Source organism: Bacillus cereus group sp. MYBK95-2 (genome assembly GCF_051915225.1).
GTDB classification, from domain to species: Bacteria; Bacillota; Bacilli; order Bacillales; family Bacillaceae_G; genus Bacillus_A; species Bacillus_A cereus.
Map to the genome: position 1 here is coordinate 18,871 of NZ_JBQAEH010000014.1, position 20,009 is coordinate 38,879.

A 20,009-nucleotide genomic window follows, 5' to 3' on the forward strand; every position below is an offset into this window, starting at 1 on the left:
TATGACTCAAAATTACATGTATCTCGGCTGAACCCCTTAGAGGTGGTAAATATTTCTTACAAATATCTAGTGTAAAAAAACCTACTAAAGTGAAATTTGCTTTTAAAGCATCTGATGTCAAGTGGAGATAGAAAGTTAATTCCACTCAAAAAACATTCTATCGGAAACAAGATATCTTAGTTTATCTTTTTGTTATTTCTTCACTTAAGCCCACTTATAATTAAATTCTCCACCGAAATCATTTGTCACTATGTCTTTGACTGAAGAACGTTGTAAATATAATCTTCCCTGCTGATAGAAAGGCAACCACCTCATCTTCTAATAAGATTTTCTCAGCCTGTTTCATCGCTTCCTAACATGCTACTTCATCACCAGCTAAGTTCGTTTTTACTTGATGAATTAGTTCATCATATTGTTTATTTGAATACTTATCAAAGTTATATGTACTATCTGTCGTGAACAAATCTAAAAATGTAATTGGATCAGGAATATTGGGCCCCCATACATCAACGTCTAGATCATAATCACTATTCAACAGCAATTGAATTTGTTGTTGACGTGGCTGCGGTTTCACATTGACCGTTAATCCCTCTAAATTCTTTTCTAACTTACCTTTTATATGCCAGTTTTGATCCATATTCTTTGTGGTAAAAATGGATTAATTCATGACCAACAAAAACCTTAAATACATGAGGATGTAACTGTGCATCCCTAATTAAAACTGATGGTAATACTCATCCTTTGCTTGTTGCTAGTCCAGTATATTGTTTAAAAAATAGTTTGGAATTATTTTTATATACGACTACTATATCCTTAATTCCTAATTTAGCGGAAATTTTATCTACTATATTATATATTCTTGCATTATCTTCTCTTCTTAATAATATTTTACTCATATTCTTACTCCTAAACTTATAATATATAATTTCACTATTGCTCCACTAACTATATAACCAGCTGCAATTTCTATATAACCCAGATTAACCTTTTAACAATCATAATTTTCCAATTATTATCATTTCCCCTGATGTATGAGGTACTTTATGCTTAATAATCCCCTCTTTTAAATACAACTTTTTCTTATCATATTGTTCTTTTACTTGCTTCTTAATAGGATGCATTCCACATAGTTTATCCAAATAATTTAATTTACTAATTTTAAAACTTTCCCATTGAAACTGTGCATCTTGCAACCGGTTATTTCCCTTATATAATCGTTCCAGTGAGTATTTCTTGATTTTCCCTTTTAGACTATCTACTACAATATATTTACTAGTTTCATTATCATAACCAATTATAGAAACCCAATGAGAAATTATATGATTCTTTGTAAGACGTTTATATGTACATATACTAAAAAGTACAAAACACTCATTATGTTGCAACTTCGTAATTAACTCTTTAGAATGTAGATGTTTTATGTTCTTTATACTTACATCATATTTTATATCTTTACATCCAGTTACTTGATTAAATATCTCCAAATTATTATCTAGAAACTTTTTATACAAATTTAAATCAAAAAATTCTCCTAAAAATGTATTTCCATTAATGACATTTCCTCTTTTTGTTATTACATTTTTACTTAATAGGTTACAAACTACATCATCCGTCTGTTTCTTAGAAACATTCTTAATCTTGTTTAAGTTGTATAAGCCATTTAACATTGCATAAATTCCACAAGTAGGCCCAGTTTGCTTAATACTAATTGCCATTCTTCATCTCCTTTATAATATTTTAATTATATATTGATAATACAATTTTAATTACTGATTTAAAACTATTCTATCTCATATTAATTGAGAAAAAATAAACTCTTGAATCGAATTTGCAACGCACTCTACTTAATCAAACAAAAAATGGGACAATATTAAATTAAGGCTGTTGTCATATAGATTTTTGAAATTTCAACTAAATGTACAAAAGCAGCCTTAATTTAATAGTATTGGTTAATTCATTATACGTTACTAAAAAACATCTGCTTAATCATAACGTTTTCATGTAGATTTCGCTTTCTTCTCGTGCAGTTTAATTCAATCAATAGTTCTTTGTATTAAGAACGAACGTTGGTTGACCCGCCTACAGTACCTGGTAAGAAGGAGCGTGGCTCTTCTGTACTGTTACCAAGTAAAACCTCTAACATTTCACTTGATAATGCTACGGTATTCCCTACTACCTCAGGCTTATTAGAAACATAGGCTACATTTACGATCTGTCCATTTTGATCATCTGAGAAAATCAAAGGTAGTGGTAAGCGCGCTTCCATTGGTCTGATATTTTCTTTAAAAACAGTTGGACTTTTATGAAGTAAAAGTTGATAAAATTGTCCATTATATACAATTCCAATTGCATTTTCCATATCGTGTACAACTCCTTAGCATTTTGGTCAGTCTTCCTTAAGGAGTATTCCCGGATATAGGAGAACAATTCTTTAAATATTTTTGTTCTCATTTCATTTTAGATATATCCTATAGAAAAAGAAGATTGGTGCCAATTTAAGGATACCCCTTTAATAACTGTAATAATAAATCTAACGACATTTAGAAGACCATATAGTTCCAATATTAATAAGTAATTTTTATCCATATCCATGAACCTCCAACTATATTAGCATGTGCTGATCGAATTTGGATTTGAAAGTTCACTAAATTGGAACATTCAATCGAATCCAACTATGCTAAAATAATTAATGTAAGCGGTCAACCTCTCAGTGAATGCGTAACGGATTGTGTTTCAATTTAATATTTGATCTTCATTACCCACAAAAAAGCCACTAAAGTAAGCGGCTTTTTTTGTTTTGAAGCTATTAATTTAGAGTGACAGGTTTGCTGTTATAGACCGCAGAGTATAATTTAATAAAAATGCTTAAAAACTTTTGACTAGATTCTTTGTAATTCCCTCTTCTAACATAATATTCCATTGAAATCAAATAATTAAATAAATTGGAAAGGCTCTGTCGCTATCTACCTTCACGAAAGTTTAGGAGGGAATCTACTGGTGAAAAATTATAATCTTTAATTATTAATATTTGTTACATAATAAGCTTTTCAAATTATTAAAGCATTACTCCTATGATTTCAATGTTTATACATGTTTAAATTGTTTTTTCTGTTTGCTTCTCAAGCATCATTTATACTACCATCAAAATATTCTTTGTTATTATACGTGATAACAAAGGGAAAATAGTAATAGCAAGCTGCCGCAATCCTGTTTGATTCTTTGAGGGAAAGTAATTCAAATACTAATTATTAATTTATGCCCATCTGTAATAATGAATTAATTACATAATAGGTATTATCTAAATCTCTTCAAACTTGAAAGTTCACTAGATTGGAACATTTATTTGAATGCAACTATGCTAAAATAGTAAATGTACCGTTAATCTTTCAGCGAATGTATAATGGCTTTTGTTACGATTTAATGTATAGTTGTAAAATAAAAAACCACTACTTAAAGTAGTGGTTTTTTATTTTACAGTTAATACTTTATAAACGACAAATTTCTAAAAATTCAACAGCAACTTACTAAAAAATAAAGCTATAGTTACTGGCTAATTTTATATAAATTAAAATGATTATCTACTATTAAATTGTTCCTTATACTCTTTTAATGCCTCTTTCCAATGTCTGAATGGTTTTAATCCATTCAGGATAATGCAATCTTTGCTTAACACTGAATATTTAGGTCTATTGGCTGTTTGTGGGAATTCTTTAGTCGTTAAAGGAATTATATTGATATCTGTATTGAAGTCTTTAAAAAATTCAACTGCAAACTCATACCACGAACATACTCCTTCATTTGTCGCATGATATAATCCAAATTGGTCTGTCTCTACTAACTCCTCAATAAAGTTTGCTAAATCTATTGCATAGGTAGGTGAGCCAAATTGATCTGTTACTACACGTACTTCACCATATAGACTTGCTATTTTTCCTATTTTAGCAATAAAGTGACCATCGCCCTTTCCAAATATCCAGGACGTTCTAATAATAAAATGTTTCTTGGTGTATTTTTTTACGAAATGTTCTCCAGCCAATTTCGTTTCTCCATATATATTTAATGGATTAGGATGATCCACAAGATTGTATGGTGTATGCTTTTCGCCATCAAACACATAATCCGTACTAATATATACAAATTTACATTTTATTCTTCCTGCAGCTTGAGCAATATACTTGGTACCTAATACATTTACTTCATATGCCAGTCCTTTATTTTTCTCTGCCCCATCTACATTTGTAAATGCTGCACAGTGTACAATTACATCTGGCTTTAACCTATCAAGATAAGAGCTAACTCTTATTTTATTTGTAATATCTAACGTGGTTCGATTCACACCATATAGCTCATGATGTGTTCTGCTGAGTACTTGTATTAAAGTTTGTCCTAGTTGCCCATCTACTCCCGTTATCAGTATCTTCATTTTAAAATTCCTCGTTTAACTTATGTAATTTTTACCTAATAAAATTCATTCCCACCACGTACGGTTATGTATATACCACTTAATTGTTTGAGTGAGTCCATGATCAAATAGATAGTGTGGTTTCCAACCTAATTCTTCTTTCAACTTAGTAGCATCCATGGCGTAACGTCGATCATGCCCTAAGCGATCTGAGATAAATGTAATTTGCGATTGATCTTTATTTAGGAATTGTAGTATTTTTTGTACAATATCTAGATTTGTGTATTCATTATCTCCTCCGATATTATAAATGTGCCCATCTGCCCCACCATGAAGAACTAAATCAATAGCTACACAGTGATCCTCTACATGAAGCCAATCTCTTATATGTAATCCATCACCGTATAGAGGAATATCTTTATTATTTAACGCATGAGTTATTGTTAATGGTATTAATTTTTCCGTGAACTGATAGGGACCATAATTATTGGAACAACGAGTTATATTCATAGGTAAACCGAATGTCTCATGATACGCTCGTACCATTAAGTCTGCACTAGCTTTACTTGCACTATAAGGACTATTAGGAGCTATTATTGTATGCTCTGTAAACGCACCCGTTTGAGATAATGTCCCATATACTTCATCTGTAGAAATTTGTACAAACTTTTTCACTTTTGTTTTATATGCGGAGTGTAATAAGGCTTGTGTACCTAATATATTAGTTTGGACAAAAATATGGGGAGTTTTAATACTTCTATCAACGTGAGATTCTGCTGCGAAATTTAATACATAATCAAATTTCTCCTTTTTAAATAGCTTATCTATGAATATTTCATTTGAAATATCCCCTTTGATGAATTTATAATTTTGAGTTAGTGATATTTCCTTTAAATTAGATAAATTCCCTGCATATGTTAATAAATCTACATTTACAATTTGGTATTGAGGATATTTCTTTAACATATACCGAATAAAATTACTACCAATAAATCCTGCCCCACCCGTTATTAATAATTTCAATTAAAATCATCTCCATAAACAAAGTTGATATTAGTATCTTTTAAACTAGGTAGTTTTCTATCTTTTTCTGATAAAATTGGTTGATTAGTTGGCCAAAAAATCCCTATCGTTTCATCATTCCATAGAATTCCGCCTTCATGGTTAGGTGAATAATACTCATCTACTTTATACTGGACAATAGTATTAGGTTCTGTAGTACAAAAACCATGTGCAAACCCTTTAGGAACGGTAAGTAGACGGTTATTATACTCACTTAAAATTGTTCCGAACCATTGCCCATACGTTGGAGAGCCCTTTCGGATATCTACCACTACATCGTAAATAGAACCTGAAATGCAGCTCACTACCTTCATTTGGGCTTTAGGATTCAACTGATAATGCAGCCCACGTATCGTGCCTGTGTGAACAGATAATGATTGATTATCTTGTACAAAGTCTCCCTGTAAATCTAAAAGTTCAAATTTTTTCTTATTACATGTTTCTATGAAGTAACCACGTTTGTCACTGCATTTATCAAGCTCTATAATAAAAACACCATCTAATGCTGTATGAATTTTACGCATTCTTCTCTCTCCATTCATTTAAATGCTATTGATGGGCAACCCTTAGTAAATATCGGCTGTATTGATTTTCCTTTACCGAATTTGCCATTTTTAATAGTTGTTGCTTGGTTATATATTTCTTTTTAAATGCAATTTCTTCTAAACAAGCTACTTTTAAACTCTGTCTTTTCTCAATTGTTTCTATAAATTGTGCTGCTTCTAATAATGATTCGTGTGTACCTGTATCCAGCCATGCATAGCCTCTTCCCAATAATTCAACTTCTAATTCTCCCATTTCAAGATATTCTTTGTTGATATCTGTTATCTCTAATTCCCCACGATTAGATGGTTTAATGTTTTTTGCTATTTCTATCACACGTTTATCATAAAAATACAGGCCAGTTACTGCATAGTTTGATTTTGGTTCCTTTGGCTTTTCCATGATATCAATCACATGCTTTTTAGAATCAAACTCTACTACCCCAAAGCGCTCTGGATCATTGACATAATAACCAAAAACTGTAGCTCCCCTAGTCTTCTTAACAGCTTTTTCTAGTAATTCTGTTAGTCCATGACCATAAAAGATATTATCGCCAAGAATTAAAGCTACATTATCATTTCCAATAAATTCCTCAGCTATAATAAATGCTTGTGCTATACCCTCTGGATAAGGCTGAACAGTATATGAAAGGGTAATTCCATATTTTGAACCATCACCTAACATTTGCTCAAATTTACTAATATCTTGTGGCGTTGAAATAATTAGTATCTCTCTTATACCCGCCAACATTAGTACTGATAAAGGATAATAAATCATGGGTTTATCATAGATAGGTAATAATTGCTTTGATACAATTTGGGTAAGGGGGTACAATCTAGTACCGCTCCCACCTGCAAGAATGATACCTTTCATGGCATTGTGCTCCTTCATAGTTTTTCTGATATGCTCAATTAAGAGCTTAAGGTTTAAAAACTATATAGCTTATTATGCAGAAGACCAATACTTACTTGATAAAAGTGGCCTCCTACATAAATAATTAATTTAGATATTCTCCTATTACAACAGAATTATAATTACCACCATAAGAATATGTACTAATTAAGGCATTGCTTACCGGAGCCTTACGAGCATTTCCTGTGACGAGATCGATTCTTCCTCTATGACTCTTTACATTTTGCGTAGCTGGTATTTCACCATCAAAGGCACATATTACACTAATAAGAGAAAGAAGGCCTGCAGTTGCATGAGTTTCCCCAAAGATAGATTTTGTGGCACTAACAGGAGCTCCTTTTCCGAATATACGTTCTATAACTCTCTCTTCAATACGGTCAAAATATGTATGACCATTGGCGGCTGCACAAATATATTCTATCTCTCCTGGAGAAATCATCGCATCTTTCATTGCTAAACGCATAGATTCCTCCCATGCCTTTCCTAGATGATTTAAGTCCCCTATTTTACTATCATCAGATGTTAATCCAAAACCTTTAATTTCAGCTAAAATATTACCATTTCTTTTTAACGCTGCCTCCTCACTTTCTACAATAAAGGCAACGCTCCCTTCACCAAGTATGGTACCGCTATTTTTACAATCAAAAGGACTTATCTTCTCAGTTGTTAAGTATCTTTTTATTTTTGAGTGTCCCTCTATTATTGGATCATTTACTTCATCTGCCGTTACCACAATGAATGTGTCATAATCACTAGATTGAATCATGGCATAGGCATAGTATAGTGCACTAATACCAGAAACACCGCCACATGAAATAGTTGAAGTAGGCCCTTTTATTTTGAAGTTTAATGAAATATGTCCAGCCGCTGCGTTCATAACTGTGTTTGGAAATAATTTAGCATTGGCGGCCTTAACACCCTCCTGGATAATAATCCGGTTAAATGATTCTACCGTTGCAACTGGTCCTGTACCAGTTGCAAAAATAATTCCTATCTTGTCCCTATTATTTTTATCTATCTTTAAGTTCCCGTTTTCTATAGCCATTTTTACTGACAATACTGCATGTTTACTAATTGAATCCATCTTCCTTAATAAATTAGGGTGTATTAGCCTTCGATAGTTTTGTTCTGGTATTTTCCCGGCTTGTATGCACTTAGGATTGTCGTTCCACTGTTTAATCTTTGAGGTACCACTTTTCCCCTTAAACATACAATCTTTAATTTCTTGAAGGTTTGAAGAATTCCCAGCAAGTCCCCCTACACCAGTAATTACGACTTTTTTTTCTTTAATTAGCTTTTCCTTTGCCGCTGATAACTCAAGGTTCTCATTGTACTTACAGAATAAGATACTTGCATTGTTTCCACCGAAAGCAAATGAATTTGATAGTACATAACTCAAATCACTTACCCTACCTATGTTAGGTACAAAATCTAGATTAAACTTTTGATTTTCAACTTCAAAATTTATAGTTGGAGGTAAATATCCATGTTGAATAGCAAGAATACTTGTTACTGCTTCCGCTGCCCCTGCGGCTCCTAACATATGTCCTATCATTGATTTAGTTGAAGAAACTGGTGTCTTATTTTCATTAATTAATGTACGAATTGCTTTTGGCTCTGATACATCATTTGCTGGTGTACCTGTACCATGTCCATTGATATAACTTACGTCCTTAGCATCTATACTGGCTTTTTTTAAAGCACCTCGCATGGATCTCAAAGCACCTTCTCCGCCCGGATCTGGTGCTGTCTGATGATATGCATCTGAAGATAAATCGTAATCTACTACTTCAGCTAGGATATTCGCACCCCTTTTAATCGCATGATCTAATGATTCCAAAACAAGAATAGCTGCACCTTCTCCAATTACCACGCCATTACTCTTGCTATAAGGCGATGGTGGCGTTGGTGCTAGTGCTTGTAAACTATTAAAACCACTCATTGACAATTTAGATAAGGGATCTACACCACCGGTTATCATGATATCTGCTTTGTTATTTCGAATTGTATCCAGCGCAAATCCAATTGAATTTGTACCAGCGGCACATGCATTCGAAATAATCATTTTTGGCCCTTTTATTTTTAAGTCTCGCGTAATATTGTCACAGGGAGTATGGATTGGATACTTAAAAAGTAACGTTTCATCTGCTTTTTCAATTCCATCTTTAATCCACTGATTATGAAATTCTTCCCCGCTCAACATGCCTCCTAAAGATGTGCCTAATGATATTCCAATTCGGTATGGATTAAAGTTTTCTATTTTTAATTTTGCGTTTTCTACCGCTTCTCTTGCCGCCATGACACCTAATTTTCCACAGCGATCCATATCTTTTATTTCATCCTTAAAGAAGTAATCATCTACCTGAAGGTTTTCAATCTCTCCACCATAATCTGTTACCATTTCAGCCATATCGATATTTTGGATTACTTTAATACCAGATTTCCCAGATTTAATATTATCCCAAAATTCTTTTACACTATTTCCGTTTGAACAAATAATTCCCATGCCAGTTACGACGATTCGTTGATTATTTATGTTCATATGCCATCACCTTTACAGTATTTTGATTGACCATGATTTAGGTAGAATATATGGTGAGGACTGAGTATGTGCCTCATACAAAGCATTTTCTTTATTTTTTACATAAAATCCAATTCCTGAAACAGCAAATGGTTCCTCTAATAAAGCAACTCCGAGTCTCATGTTTAATACAGGACTTTCTTTAAGTTCAATAACTTTACCAATTAATTGTTCTTCTATAAAAATCTCATCATTAACTGTAATTTGACTCTCTATTCCTGTCGTGAATCCCACAATTCTTTTATTTACTCCAGCTTCCGATTGCTGTTCTAAGGATTCTCTTCCATAAAATTCATCTTTATAAAAATCAATAAACCATTCTAAACTAGCTTCGAAAATATTTAGTTCTTCTAAATGTTTAAATTCAAAATATGGATGTCGAATTTCTAACATTAACGTCTCTAATGTTTCCCAATCCACTTTTTTTAAGTTAATATCGTCATCTTTAAAAGAATTTATGGTTTCAACGACTATTGGTTCTAAGTATTTTTCAAACATTAATTGATAACCATACTCTGCTGTTACACCTGTTCTTGCCAATAGAATTTCCTTTCCAAATAATTGATTTAACACAAATGATTGAAATGGTAGTGATGATATTTCGAAATCTAAAAATTGTTGAGCTAATCTCCATGCATAAGGGCCTTCAAATCCAAGGAGAGAATGTGTTTGACTTATATCTATAACCTCAATGCCATTTGTCTTTTGATTTTCTAACCAAGCTAATACAGTGTCCTTTTTATGCGGTGTAGTAATAACTGTAATAGAATCCTCATTTTTAAATAGATTAATTATATCGATTACAGTCCCATCTTCTTGTAACAATAAGGTAAAGAGTGTAGTTTCTTCTTCCATAAACATAATATCTTTCGTAACTAAACGATCTAGGAACTCTACATGGTCCTCCCCTTTTACAACAATTCTTCCTGTTTCTGATAAATCTATTAGACCTATTCCGCTACGTACTGCATCATATGCTTCATTTTTTTCTTTTTGTATATTAGTTTGATTACTCATGATTAAGTGCCCCCAATTCTCTCTTTATCACATCATTTATTGTCGGTAAATTACAGACATTATCTATATATAGTTGTTGCATTTTCTTTAATTTCTCAATCTCAGTTTTGCTATATAACATATTGAATATTGTTTTACTGGTTTTCCTTAAATCAAATATTTCACAAGTATGCACACAATTAAAATAATCATTTTTCTCCATCAATGGAGCTAGTTCTTTATGCCAGCCGTTTGGGAATACAAGAAATGGATAAAGTCCATTAGGTATTATATAATTCCATTTTTCTATAATGCTTTTTAATGTAGGTTTAAGGCTGTATCCTTGAGCTTTTAATTCTTCATATCCCATATGATTTACAAGACTAATCACAGGTATTTTTCCAAATACTGCTTTTCCCATTGAACAAGATGTAATATTATCAGTGATAAATAAATCACACGATAATAATAGTTGTTCGTATTCTTCCAAATGAAGAAATGGTAGCGAAATAAATTCTATTTTCCCTCCATTTTTCATAGAAACAAATTTTGTCTCATCTGAAACCCCAATTAATTTAATACATGTATCGCTCGGAAATTCCTGTAGATATAGACTTAATAATTCTTGTAATATATATTCATAACTAAACTTTGCATCATTGTACTGTTTCTTCTCCATGAGCCTCATTTTTACTAATAGGTTGGCCCATGATGATTTCGCAATCATAATTAATTTATCTTGTTCCCTACAACCTAGTTGTGCTCTTATTTTCATTCTTATTTCTTCATCTATTTGTAAAGCCTCTTTATATAATTTGACAGAGATAATTTTCTCACTATCTTGTGTATAACTATTCACTGGACATGTTCTAAGTAGCTTAAATTGAGACGGGATTTTAGGCAGTTCTATCAATGACCTTTTCTTTAAGCTATTGTAATTTGCATTTTTAAAAAGTTTATTTTCTAATAATCGATCCTCACTACCCCAAGCTAAAGAATCAATAGAGAAACTAGGTATGTGTAGGTTTAATAGATAATCAAGATCAATAATTGGAGACTCTAAAAATAAATTATGGTAATCAGCTAAAACAATAGCATCAGGCTGAAAAGAATCAATTATTTGTTTAATAACCTCTTTTTGTCTTAGCCCCTTTGTTAGTGATGTAACATTGGCTACAGATTTACTGGCATACCATGAGAATTTTTCGCTTGTTAAAAAATAAACTTCCCCATCTTTTTGAATTTGTTTAGCTAGACATAATGCATTATGCAATTCACCAATGCTAAAATGACTAGGTGCAATAAACAATACTTTCATGTCTTATTCCCCTCTACTAAAATTTGCGAAAAGTATTCACTATCAAGTAAAGTTTCTCCAACTGCAATATTAAAGCGAATATCTCCATCATTAAATTCATTCTGATTACCATATATTCCGATTTGCATCCCTTTTTTGGGCCATTCGTATATAAAACATTTTGTACTATGTGATAATGCTAAAATAGATACAAATAACCCATTAGATAATTCGAGAATTACCTTATTATCTAAATAAATCTTTCTTTGTTTGCCATTTGGTATTAACGTATTTTGCTCTCCATTCTGCCAATAATACATCTTTTTAATTTTTGTTTTTCCTTTTTTCTCCCAGAATAAGTGAAAGACACTAGTTTTCATTTTATCTTTCTGTAGACTTTTCAATTGTATTTGTAAAACAGGTAGATCATATACAGTTGTATATTTAACTTTCCACTCATCAGATTGACAGAAAATCTGATTAATAAATTCCTTATATGTATTTTCCGTTGCTACTACTGAATGATTAATTTTATTGAGATCTATTGAATTAATGCTCAAATCTTTCCTACAATCTGGAGTATAAGAGTTAGCTGTTGGTATCATTACACCGGGTAAAAAATTATAAGAACTTAATACTGAGTTTTCTTTTAAAATCTCTTTATCTTTATACATAAATTCTATTATTTTACTACTTTGGTTTAATTTAATCTTTAAATTTAGTACATTATTTTGAACTAGATATTCTTGTTTTTTTTCGCTATATGTTAATTTATTTCTTCCTTTAAGGAAAAGATATATTTTTTTAGTTATCGCATTTCTATTTAATTCATCTTGATACGTAAGTACGGCATAATGTGCTTTTGACCAATTAACCTTTCCACTAAATTTAAATTTAAAATTGCTTATAGATTCTATGTCTTGTATAAACAATTGTTGTTCGTAAGATGTCTGAGGGAAAAACAATGTTAATTTACCCTTTAATATGGAAGAAAATAAGTTTTTTAGACTTCCGTGAATATGAAATTCCCCGTTTTCATTTATAATATGAAATTTGTCAGTCTCAATTGAGTACGGAATCTTATTAGATATAAATTTGGATGTGTGACTAGTAAGATCGTTATAGATTTCTTCCACTTCATCTTTGCTATCATGAGAACATAAAGTATAATAGTGAGTTTTTGTTATACATTTTTCTTTTTCATTCCGTTTAAATACTACCGCTGGCATCCATCTTAATCCAAATAGGATACGCTCTATATTTCCTTTCCATATGAATCCAATATTAATATTTTGCGATTCAAACAATGTATAATTTCGCTCATACATGTTTGGATGACTAGGTAGATCGAATTGATTTACAAATTCATAGTCATGTAGTGCATATGGATACTCACCATATACCATAGGTTTAGAAACTAACCCACTCTTTAATGGTACCGTCATCTTCGCATCATATAACATGCACCAAGGATATATCTTTATATATTTTCCTTCCTGTGCGAAATCATTTATTTGAACTATCTTATCTGACAAAAAACAAATGCTTCTCTTTAATCTTGTGGCTTCATGAATAATTTCAAAACATGAATCAGATTTTATTTCCCATGACAGCTCATTTACTTTCGGTTCTTTTACGGCATTTAGAAATGGATAATCTAGATCTGGCCATGCTTCTTTTGCCAATAATTGCTGCTTTCTAAGGTCATATATATATAAACAACCAGTACTTTTACTTATTTGTACAGTTATATACATATTTTCTAGAACTAAGTATTCTTTTGTTTCATAGACATGATTTTTCCCATGCGCATGAATCGGAATTATTGCCTTTAATTCCCCAATATTTTTATTTTGATGACTAACAGCCGAAAGTGTCATATTAGTGATACCAATTTTTTTAGGATTCAATACAATAGGATGATCCTTTATTTCACCCGGCTCTATGATACAGATTTGGTGTTTTTCTAACGGTTTGAAATCTAGTATTTTCGAGTTTCCTTGTTGAATAAATAGTTTGTAAATTAATCTATCTAAAGAATTATTTTTTACATTAACGATACATGCAGATTCTTTTCCATTAATTAACTTAGGATAACTAGCAACATTTATTTCTAACGGATTTGCTATGGTTACTCCAAAATGAACAGTTAATTCTAGTTCTTTTGCTTTTAACTTAGTAACAAGTTCTCCCTCAATTTCCTTAGTTACTGTTATAACTTCTTCCCACTCGTACTTTTTATTTGGATAAAAAGTTTTCTTTAAATCAATTAAGTAATCTTTTCCTATCTTCGATGTAATGCTAGCTACAATAGGATTTGGAAAATGGTGTTCATATACATAACAGATGCGAATCTTCTCTCCAACGATTAAATTGTTTCCTTCTAAAATATAACTAGTGAATCGTACTTGTTCTGTTTCTACCTCAGTAATTTTTTCACTTTTTATATCCACCCAACAATTCACATCTTTTGCTCCAAGATTAATAGCATACTTTACAACTTCAATTCCATTTCTTGTTATGGCGTTACTCTGAATAGAACGTAGGGATTTCAATCCCCTAACTGTTTTCCAACCTCTAGATAGCCATATATCTTGGTCACTTTTTGAAATAATTGGTTCAAATGCCTCTAAAAGATAAGTAATAACATAAGGTAAATAGCTCCTTAAATTTAAGTAGCCATCATAGTCTATATACGACCTACTTGTTTGATATAACCCTACTCTTTTATAGAGTGCCATGGCTACTTTATCTTCCGGATTCACTTCTGTATCAATATACTTAATATCTTGTTGGATAAGATTTTTAATCGCATAAGCAAATAATTTATCTGGTATATTTCCCGAACGAAATTCTGGGTGAATTAAAAAGAATCCTGCCCAGGTTCCATCTGGAACTGCTGCCCTTTGACCTGATAAACTAGAAAATAATAAGGTGGCTATAATTTCATTTTCATATTCAGCAATTAAATATAACTGTATCTTCCGCTCTCGAAATAATTGCTTGATGTCTTGCGTATTTAAGGGATATCCAAATTTAATAGGACCATACTGATATTTATTATAAAAATGAGCTAATTTCTCACTATCTGCCGCTGTACACTCACGAACTTGAACATCCATACCATGAATCATATTTCCTCAACTCTTTTAGAAACTTGAATACTACCAGTAGCAACTTTCTTTTTATCTACATAAGCCGTGATTTCCACTTGTGAGATTACCCCAAGTGATCTTCCAATTTGGACATGTAATTCTAGCTGGTCTCCTGGTACTACAGGTTTTAAAAATTTCATATTACGTACAGAAACTAAATAACCCACATATGAACTTGGATCGATTTTAGGTGAACATGCACCATGTGCATCTATTTTTGCTAGTTCTCCTGTAACATAAACAACAGCAGTCATTTGTGCCAAAGCTTCAATAATTAACACTCCAGGCATAATTGATTCGTTTGGAAAGTGCCCTTCAAAAAAAGGTTCACTTACTGTTACATTTTTAATACCAATTCCACTCTTTCCTGGCTCAAGTTGAATAACTTTATCTAAGAAAAGGAATGGCCATTTATGCGGTAAGATATTTCGGATTTGATCTGCATTTAATATCGGTCTCACTGCACATCATCCTCCCTATTTTCTTCAATAAAATCGGCAATTTTATTAATAGAACCCAGTACTGCCATATTCTCGTCATATACTGCAACGCCAAATTCCTCTTCAATTGCCAGAAATAGCTCTAATGCATCCAAGGAGTCAACTCCTAAGCCTCTTCCGAATAATGGCTGATCATCAGTAATGAAATGCGGTTCGATTTCTAAATCTAATCTCTCAGTAATAATTTCTTTAATTCTAGTAGTTAATTGTTTTCTTTTTTCAGCGATAATTTTTGTTTCTACATACGTAAACATCTTTTTTCCCCTTTTCCTTGTTTAACTCAAGATTCGTCATTAAATCATCTATTGTTTAGCCATTAACTAATCCACCATCCACTGTAAAAACTTTCCCGGTTATATAACTCGCATAGTTAGAGGATAAAAATGTTGTTAAATGTGCTACCTCTTTAGGATCTCCAATTCTGCCAAGTGGCACCAGTTCTAACATCCTCTTTAAAGTCTGTTGATCCATTCCTTTTGTCATATCTGTTTGTATAAAACCAGGTGCAACAGCATTAACCCTAATACCATATTCCCCACCTTCTAATGCTAAAGTCTTGGTTAAGGAAATAACCCCACCCTTTGAGGCAGAGTAATTACATTGACCTCTTGCACCTGTTATTCCACTTGTCGACGTAATATTTACAATAGAACCTCTTTTCTGTCTCATCATTATTCTTAATGCCTGTCGGCAACAAAGAAATGTTCCCTTTAAATTTAAATCAACCACATGATCCCACTTTTCCTCGCTCATCATTGCAGCAAATCCATCATTTATAACTCCTGCATTATTTACTAAAATATCTATTCTTTTTTCCTTTGAGCGTATGTGTTGAAACAATTTATGAATAGAGGCTTCATTTGTAATATCTACATGCATAGGAAACGCTTTTCCACCTTTTTCTCCTATAGTATTTGCTATTTCATTTGCTGATTTTTGATTACTTTGAAATGTAAAGTAAACAGTTAAGCCCTGTTTGGCTAGATCCATTGTTATTGATTTACCAATGCCTCGTGATCCTCCGATAACTAATGCCACTTCGTTTCCATTAAACATAGACCCGTTCCCCCTTAAATTCTTTCTCTATTGTAGTAAGGCTTCTTTTTAAATACATCGGTGTTTCTGTAGAGGACACAGATATGTTCTGCTTAAAGGAGCGACATAACTTGGTTAAAGTATTTCCGGGACCTACTTCTATAAAGTGTCTCGTACTATTATTCAATAAAGTGTAGATAGTGTCTTGCCACATAACTGGATCTACGCATTGTCTTTCTATATCTTGTAAAATATTGATTCTATTTGTAGTTGGTTTTCCTGAACAGTTTAAAACAATTGGTATTTGAGCATTTTTGAACGAAAATAAATTTAAATACTCCTTAAACTCAAGAACCATTTCTCTCATTAAACGTGAGTGAAATGCATGACTAGTTGAGAGTATTTTAGTTTTTATACCATTTTTTTGATCTAGTACCTTTTGAAATTTAAGAATGCTCTTACTCTCACCAGAAAATACAACCTGTGTAGGGGAATTATAGGCAGCAATATCAATTTCATATTGTTTAGATTCCTCTACAACTTCAAATAATGTTTGATATGTGTTTGACACAATTCCTAACATACACCCCTCTTGCTTTACATTACTCATCAGCTGACCACGCTTCTGTACAATGGATAATGCATCCGAAAATTGTAAAGATCCTGCTTCTACCAGTGCAGAGAATTGTCCTAAGCTATGACCCGCCACTTTAGATGGGCTTATACCGTACAAATGTAAAATTCGTGATATCCCCGTGCTTACCGTAAGAATAGCTGGTTGTGTAACACTGGTTTCTATTAATTTTTCACTTGGCCCATATAAACATAGTTGCTTTAAATCAAATCCTAGCGTATCATTTGCTTCCTCAAATAATGGGACAAATATGTTTGAGTATTTATCTAAATACCCTTTACACATCCCTACGGATTGAGACCCTTGTCCTGGAAAAATAAATGTAATCATATGACACCCCCGCTATTTTCAAATTGAATCTTTTCTAAAATTTCTTCTGGTAATCTACTGATTAATTGATTATTCGACCGTGTTAAAACATGTTTCGAAAATCCTTCCGCTAACAAAACTCGGCATCTCTTGCGGAATAATTTATAAACAAATTCTATATAAACTTTACTTTCATTCTTAAGATAGGTTTCTACAATTAAGTCATCTTGAAATCGAGCTGATTTTTTATAGGTACATCCTATATCGATTATTGGAAAATATAATTTTTCCTGTTTTAAATATCGGTTTATTCCAGTCATATCCAGTATTTTAAACCTACCCAGCTCAAACCAGTGAAAATAATGAGAATGGTGAGCAATTCCCATGGGATCGCATTCCCCAAAACGAACATTCACCTCATTTTTTACTATGTACACTTATTTCACCTACTTTTCATAAGAACGTCGAAATTTTTGTATGGCGATTGTTAAAAATAAAATTCCCATGCCAATTAATGCAGCTGATGGAATAAGCACAGAGGAGAACTCCTTGTTATATACTAATAAATCGTTAAACCCTCCCATTGCCCAGGCTGTAATCGTAATATGTGCTATGTTTTGCATCCATTCCGGCTCTATATAGAGTGGCCACCAAGACCCACCTAAAGCAGACATAGTTAACACGATTAAAATAGAAATACCATTTGCTTGTGATCTTGTTTGACATATAGAAGCTAGTAAAATTGCCAGGCTTGAAGCTGCAAATGCAGTACATATCACTAGTAACATAATTCCTAATACACTTTTTCCAAGCCACATTCCAAATACAAAATGTCCTACGCTAAAAAGGACTGCACATTGAACAATAGCTGTTATAAAGCATGAGAGCATTTTTCCAAAAATAATTGATAATGTATTAATAGGTAAAGTAAGGATTTTTCTTAACGTTCCATTCTCTCTCTCTTCTACTAATGCACCTGCAGCTGCAGCAGTACCTAAGAGTACAAACATTACGGCATATCCTGGTACATTAGATTCAAATGGAGTAGGTTTATGTTCATTATCTGATGCTAATTCTTTAAACTCCACTTTCACATTTACTTCCATTTGGGCAGAGGCTTGTTTTACAATCTCTTTAGTCATATCTCTTTGTATTTCTGACACAATTTGAGTTACAGCATTTGAAACAACACTTGGAATAATACGATCAACCTTATCTTCTATGATGATGACTTTAGCCTCTGTCCCTGAATATACATTTTGTGTAAAATCCTTAGGGATAACGATTGCCGCTTTTTTAGTTTGAACTTCCTTTTTCACTTGTTCTTCTGTATAGGCTTTCTTTTTACCATTTAGTTCATAAGTTTCTTCTAGCTCAAGGGCAGGGATTTTTTTCAATTCCTCAATAACCCTTTTAGAAAGTTCTCCATTATCATTTACTACTATAGGAATCTTGAATTTTTCCGTCTTACTATCAAATACATTGGATAATGCAAAACTAGCAACTGCAATAACTATAATAGGTGTAATAAATAAATAGATTAGACCAGGGATATCCTTTAAAAGAATAAGTAAATCTTTCTTAGCTATATACCAAGCTTTCATTTTTACCATCTCCTTTCATTTAAGACCTTAAATTTTTGCCCGTTAAATGTAAAAATACATTTTCTAAATTAGAATTTTTAACATTAAATAATTCGATTTTCAAATTATATTTTTGAATTAATTTCATAACTTCTCTTGTAACATTAAAGCTATCTACACATTGAATGATGACTTTTTTATCTACCAAAGTGCAGGACTTCACATCAACAATCATTTTTGTTTTATGTATAAATTCTTCTGGAATATTTGATATTACAATCTCTAAATAATTTTCCCCATACTTTGTTATTAAATTTTTTGGGGTGTCAATATCTAATATTTCACCCTTATCATAAATTGCTACACGATGGCATAACATCTCAGCTTCTTCCATATGATGAGTTGTATATATGACAGTGATTCCTAGTTCTTCTACGAGATGGCGAATACAATTAAAAATATGGTTTCTTGATTGCGGATCAATTCCCACTGTTGGTTCGTCTAAGAAAATAACTTTTGGCTTATTTAACAAACCGATCACTAAATTAATTCTTCTTTTCATACCACCTGAAAATGTATCAATTCTCTTATGTGCCCAATCCTCAAGCTGTGCGAATTGCAAAGCTTCTTTTATGCGGCTTTTTTTCCTATTTCCCTTTAATCCATATAAATCGGCATAAAAAGATAAATTATCATATGCAGTTAAAGTCGGGTATAGCGCTAAATCTTGAGGTACTACACTCACATTTTTTTTAATCTTATTCCGTTCAGTATACAAGTCGTAGTTACATACTGTACCATACCCTTCATCTGGCAGAGTAAGAGTAGATAAAATCGATATAAGTGTTGTCTTCCCAGCTCCATTCGGTCCTAGTAATCCTATAATTTCACCTTTACGGATATCTATGCTTAAATTCTTAATAACTGTATAATCTCCATATGATTTCTTAATGTATCGAATGGAAATCATAGTATTTATATCAGTCATAATGTTTCCCCC

General features: G+C 32.1%; 18 protein-coding genes and 1 pseudogene. All 19 read right to left on the bottom strand.

Annotation, left to right across the window (positions count from 1 at the left end; all coding sequences use genetic code 11):
• Positions 1–204 precede the first annotated feature (204 nt).
• Positions 205–616 (bottom strand): annotated as a pseudogene (locus ACTFN4_RS27885) (peptide ABC transporter substrate-binding protein); the annotation flags it as partial.
• Positions 617–734: 118 nt separating this feature from the next.
• Positions 735–896, bottom strand: a complete 162-nt coding sequence (locus ACTFN4_RS27890) for a hypothetical protein (RefSeq protein WP_439963115.1) — start codon at positions 894–896, stop codon at positions 735–737.
• Between the two features lie 99 nt (positions 897–995).
• Entirely contained in the window at positions 996–1,715 is a 720-nt protein-coding gene (locus ACTFN4_RS27895) for a hypothetical protein (RefSeq protein ID WP_061660215.1), read from the bottom strand.
• Positions 1,716–2,053: 338 nt separating this feature from the next.
• Entirely contained in the window at positions 2,054–2,359 is a 306-nt protein-coding gene (locus tag ACTFN4_RS27900; protein ID WP_439963116.1) for a hypothetical protein, read from the bottom strand.
• Positions 2,360–3,574: 1,215 nt separating this feature from the next.
• Positions 3,575–4,423 carry a dTDP-4-dehydrorhamnose reductase gene (gene rfbD / locus ACTFN4_RS27905; protein ID WP_439963117.1) on the bottom strand — a complete coding sequence of 283 codons (849 nt, stop codon included), beginning with the start codon at positions 4,421–4,423 and terminating at the stop codon, positions 3,575–3,577.
• A 45-nt stretch (positions 4,424–4,468) separates the two neighbouring features.
• Positions 4,469–5,425 carry a dTDP-glucose 4,6-dehydratase gene (gene rfbB, locus ACTFN4_RS27910; RefSeq protein WP_439963118.1) on the bottom strand — a complete coding sequence of 319 codons (957 nt, stop codon included), beginning with the start codon at positions 5,423–5,425 and terminating at the stop codon, positions 4,469–4,471.
• Positions 5,422–5,988 carry a dTDP-4-dehydrorhamnose 3,5-epimerase gene (gene rfbC / locus ACTFN4_RS27915; RefSeq protein WP_087965097.1) on the bottom strand — a complete coding sequence of 189 codons (567 nt, stop codon included), beginning with the start codon at positions 5,986–5,988 and terminating at the stop codon, positions 5,422–5,424. The genes rfbB and rfbC overlap by 4 nt, the downstream gene beginning before the upstream one ends.
• 25 nt (positions 5,989–6,013) lie before the next feature.
• The gene (rfbA, locus tag ACTFN4_RS27920) at positions 6,014–6,880 is read right to left on the bottom strand and encodes a glucose-1-phosphate thymidylyltransferase RfbA (protein ID WP_439963119.1); all 867 of its coding nucleotides are present in this window, start codon (positions 6,878–6,880) and stop codon (positions 6,014–6,016) included.
• Between the two features lie 124 nt (positions 6,881–7,004).
• On the bottom strand, positions 7,005–9,461 hold the full coding sequence (locus tag ACTFN4_RS27925; RefSeq protein ID WP_439963120.1) for a beta-ketoacyl-[acyl-carrier-protein] synthase family protein: 2,457 nt from the start codon (positions 9,459–9,461) through the stop codon (positions 7,005–7,007).
• A 12-nt stretch (positions 9,462–9,473) separates the two neighbouring features.
• A complete protein-coding gene (locus ACTFN4_RS27930) occupies positions 9,474–10,517 on the bottom strand; it encodes an aminomethyl transferase family protein (RefSeq protein ID WP_173600995.1) in 1,044 nt (347 codons plus the stop codon).
• Complete coding sequence (locus ACTFN4_RS27935) at positions 10,510–11,814, bottom strand: DUF6365 family protein (protein WP_439963121.1); 1,305 nt, start codon at positions 11,812–11,814, stop codon at positions 10,510–10,512. The genes ACTFN4_RS27930 and ACTFN4_RS27935 overlap by 8 nt, the downstream gene beginning before the upstream one ends.
• Entirely contained in the window at positions 11,811–14,927 is a 3,117-nt protein-coding gene (locus ACTFN4_RS27940; protein ID WP_439963123.1) for an N-acetyltransferase family protein, read from the bottom strand. Before ACTFN4_RS27940 ends, ACTFN4_RS27935 begins: the two co-directional genes overlap by 4 nt.
• The gene (gene fabZ / locus ACTFN4_RS27945) at positions 14,924–15,409 is read right to left on the bottom strand and encodes a 3-hydroxyacyl-ACP dehydratase FabZ (protein WP_086422562.1); all 486 of its coding nucleotides are present in this window, start codon (positions 15,407–15,409) and stop codon (positions 14,924–14,926) included. The genes ACTFN4_RS27940 and fabZ overlap by 4 nt, the downstream gene beginning before the upstream one ends.
• On the bottom strand, positions 15,406–15,702 hold the full coding sequence (locus tag ACTFN4_RS27950) for an acyl carrier protein (protein WP_000495741.1): 297 nt from the start codon (positions 15,700–15,702) through the stop codon (positions 15,406–15,408). The genes fabZ and ACTFN4_RS27950 overlap by 4 nt, the downstream gene beginning before the upstream one ends.
• 55 nt (positions 15,703–15,757) lie before the next feature.
• The gene (gene fabG / locus ACTFN4_RS27955; protein ID WP_153218648.1) at positions 15,758–16,504 is read right to left on the bottom strand and encodes a 3-oxoacyl-[acyl-carrier-protein] reductase; all 747 of its coding nucleotides are present in this window, start codon (positions 16,502–16,504) and stop codon (positions 15,758–15,760) included.
• Positions 16,497–17,447 carry an ACP S-malonyltransferase gene (locus ACTFN4_RS27960; protein ID WP_439963125.1) on the bottom strand — a complete coding sequence of 317 codons (951 nt, stop codon included), beginning with the start codon at positions 17,445–17,447 and terminating at the stop codon, positions 16,497–16,499. The genes fabG and ACTFN4_RS27960 overlap by 8 nt, the downstream gene beginning before the upstream one ends.
• Positions 17,444–17,863, bottom strand: coding sequence for an acyl-CoA thioesterase (locus ACTFN4_RS27965; RefSeq protein ID WP_000276051.1), 420 nt, complete (start codon positions 17,861–17,863; stop codon positions 17,444–17,446). Before ACTFN4_RS27965 ends, ACTFN4_RS27960 begins: the two co-directional genes overlap by 4 nt.
• Before the next feature lie 9 nt (positions 17,864–17,872).
• Positions 17,873–19,030 carry an ABC transporter permease gene (locus tag ACTFN4_RS27970; RefSeq protein WP_439963127.1) on the bottom strand — a complete coding sequence of 386 codons (1,158 nt, stop codon included), beginning with the start codon at positions 19,028–19,030 and terminating at the stop codon, positions 17,873–17,875.
• A gap of 19 nt (positions 19,031–19,049) precedes the next feature.
• Complete coding sequence (locus tag ACTFN4_RS27975; RefSeq protein ID WP_000129820.1) at positions 19,050–19,997, bottom strand: ABC transporter ATP-binding protein; 948 nt, start codon at positions 19,995–19,997, stop codon at positions 19,050–19,052.
• Positions 19,998–20,009 lie beyond the last annotated feature (12 nt).

Excerpts from the sequence above, each read along its gene's own strand:
- ACTFN4_RS27890 (WP_439963115.1), bottom strand. The coding sequence starts at position 896 with ATGAGTAAAATATTATTAAGAAGAGAAGATAATGCAAGAATATATAAT.
- ACTFN4_RS27895 (WP_061660215.1), bottom strand. The coding sequence starts at position 1,715 with ATGGCAATTAGTATTAAGCAAACTGGGCCTACTTGTGGAATTTATGCA.
- ACTFN4_RS27900 (WP_439963116.1), bottom strand. The coding sequence starts at position 2,359 with ATGGAAAATGCAATTGGAATTGTATATAATGGACAATTTTATCAACTT.
- rfbD (WP_439963117.1), bottom strand. The coding sequence starts at position 4,423 with ATGAAGATACTGATAACGGGAGTAGATGGGCAACTAGGACAAACTTTA.
- rfbC (WP_087965097.1), bottom strand. The coding sequence starts at position 5,988 with ATGCGTAAAATTCATACAGCATTAGATGGTGTTTTTATTATAGAGCTT.
- rfbA (WP_439963119.1), bottom strand. The coding sequence starts at position 6,880 with ATGAAAGGTATCATTCTTGCAGGTGGGAGCGGTACTAGATTGTACCCC.
- ACTFN4_RS27925 (WP_439963120.1), bottom strand. The coding sequence starts at position 9,461 with ATGAACATAAATAATCAACGAATCGTCGTAACTGGCATGGGAATTATT.
- ACTFN4_RS27930 (WP_173600995.1), bottom strand. The coding sequence starts at position 10,517 with ATGAGTAATCAAACTAATATACAAAAAGAAAAAAATGAAGCATATGAT.
- ACTFN4_RS27935 (WP_439963121.1), bottom strand. The coding sequence starts at position 11,814 with ATGAAAGTATTGTTTATTGCACCTAGTCATTTTAGCATTGGTGAATTG.
- ACTFN4_RS27940 (WP_439963123.1), bottom strand. The coding sequence starts at position 14,927 with ATGATTCATGGTATGGATGTTCAAGTTCGTGAGTGTACAGCGGCAGAT.
- ACTFN4_RS27950 (WP_000495741.1), bottom strand. The coding sequence starts at position 15,702 with ATGTTTACGTATGTAGAAACAAAAATTATCGCTGAAAAAAGAAAACAA.
- fabG (WP_153218648.1), bottom strand. The coding sequence starts at position 16,504 with ATGTTTAATGGAAACGAAGTGGCATTAGTTATCGGAGGATCACGAGGC.
- ACTFN4_RS27960 (WP_439963125.1), bottom strand. The coding sequence starts at position 17,447 with ATGATTACATTTATTTTTCCAGGACAAGGGTCTCAATCCGTAGGGATG.
- ACTFN4_RS27970 (WP_439963127.1), bottom strand. The coding sequence starts at position 19,030 with ATGAAAGCTTGGTATATAGCTAAGAAAGATTTACTTATTCTTTTAAAG.
- ACTFN4_RS27975 (WP_000129820.1), bottom strand. The coding sequence starts at position 19,997 with ATGACTGATATAAATACTATGATTTCCATTCGATACATTAAGAAATCA.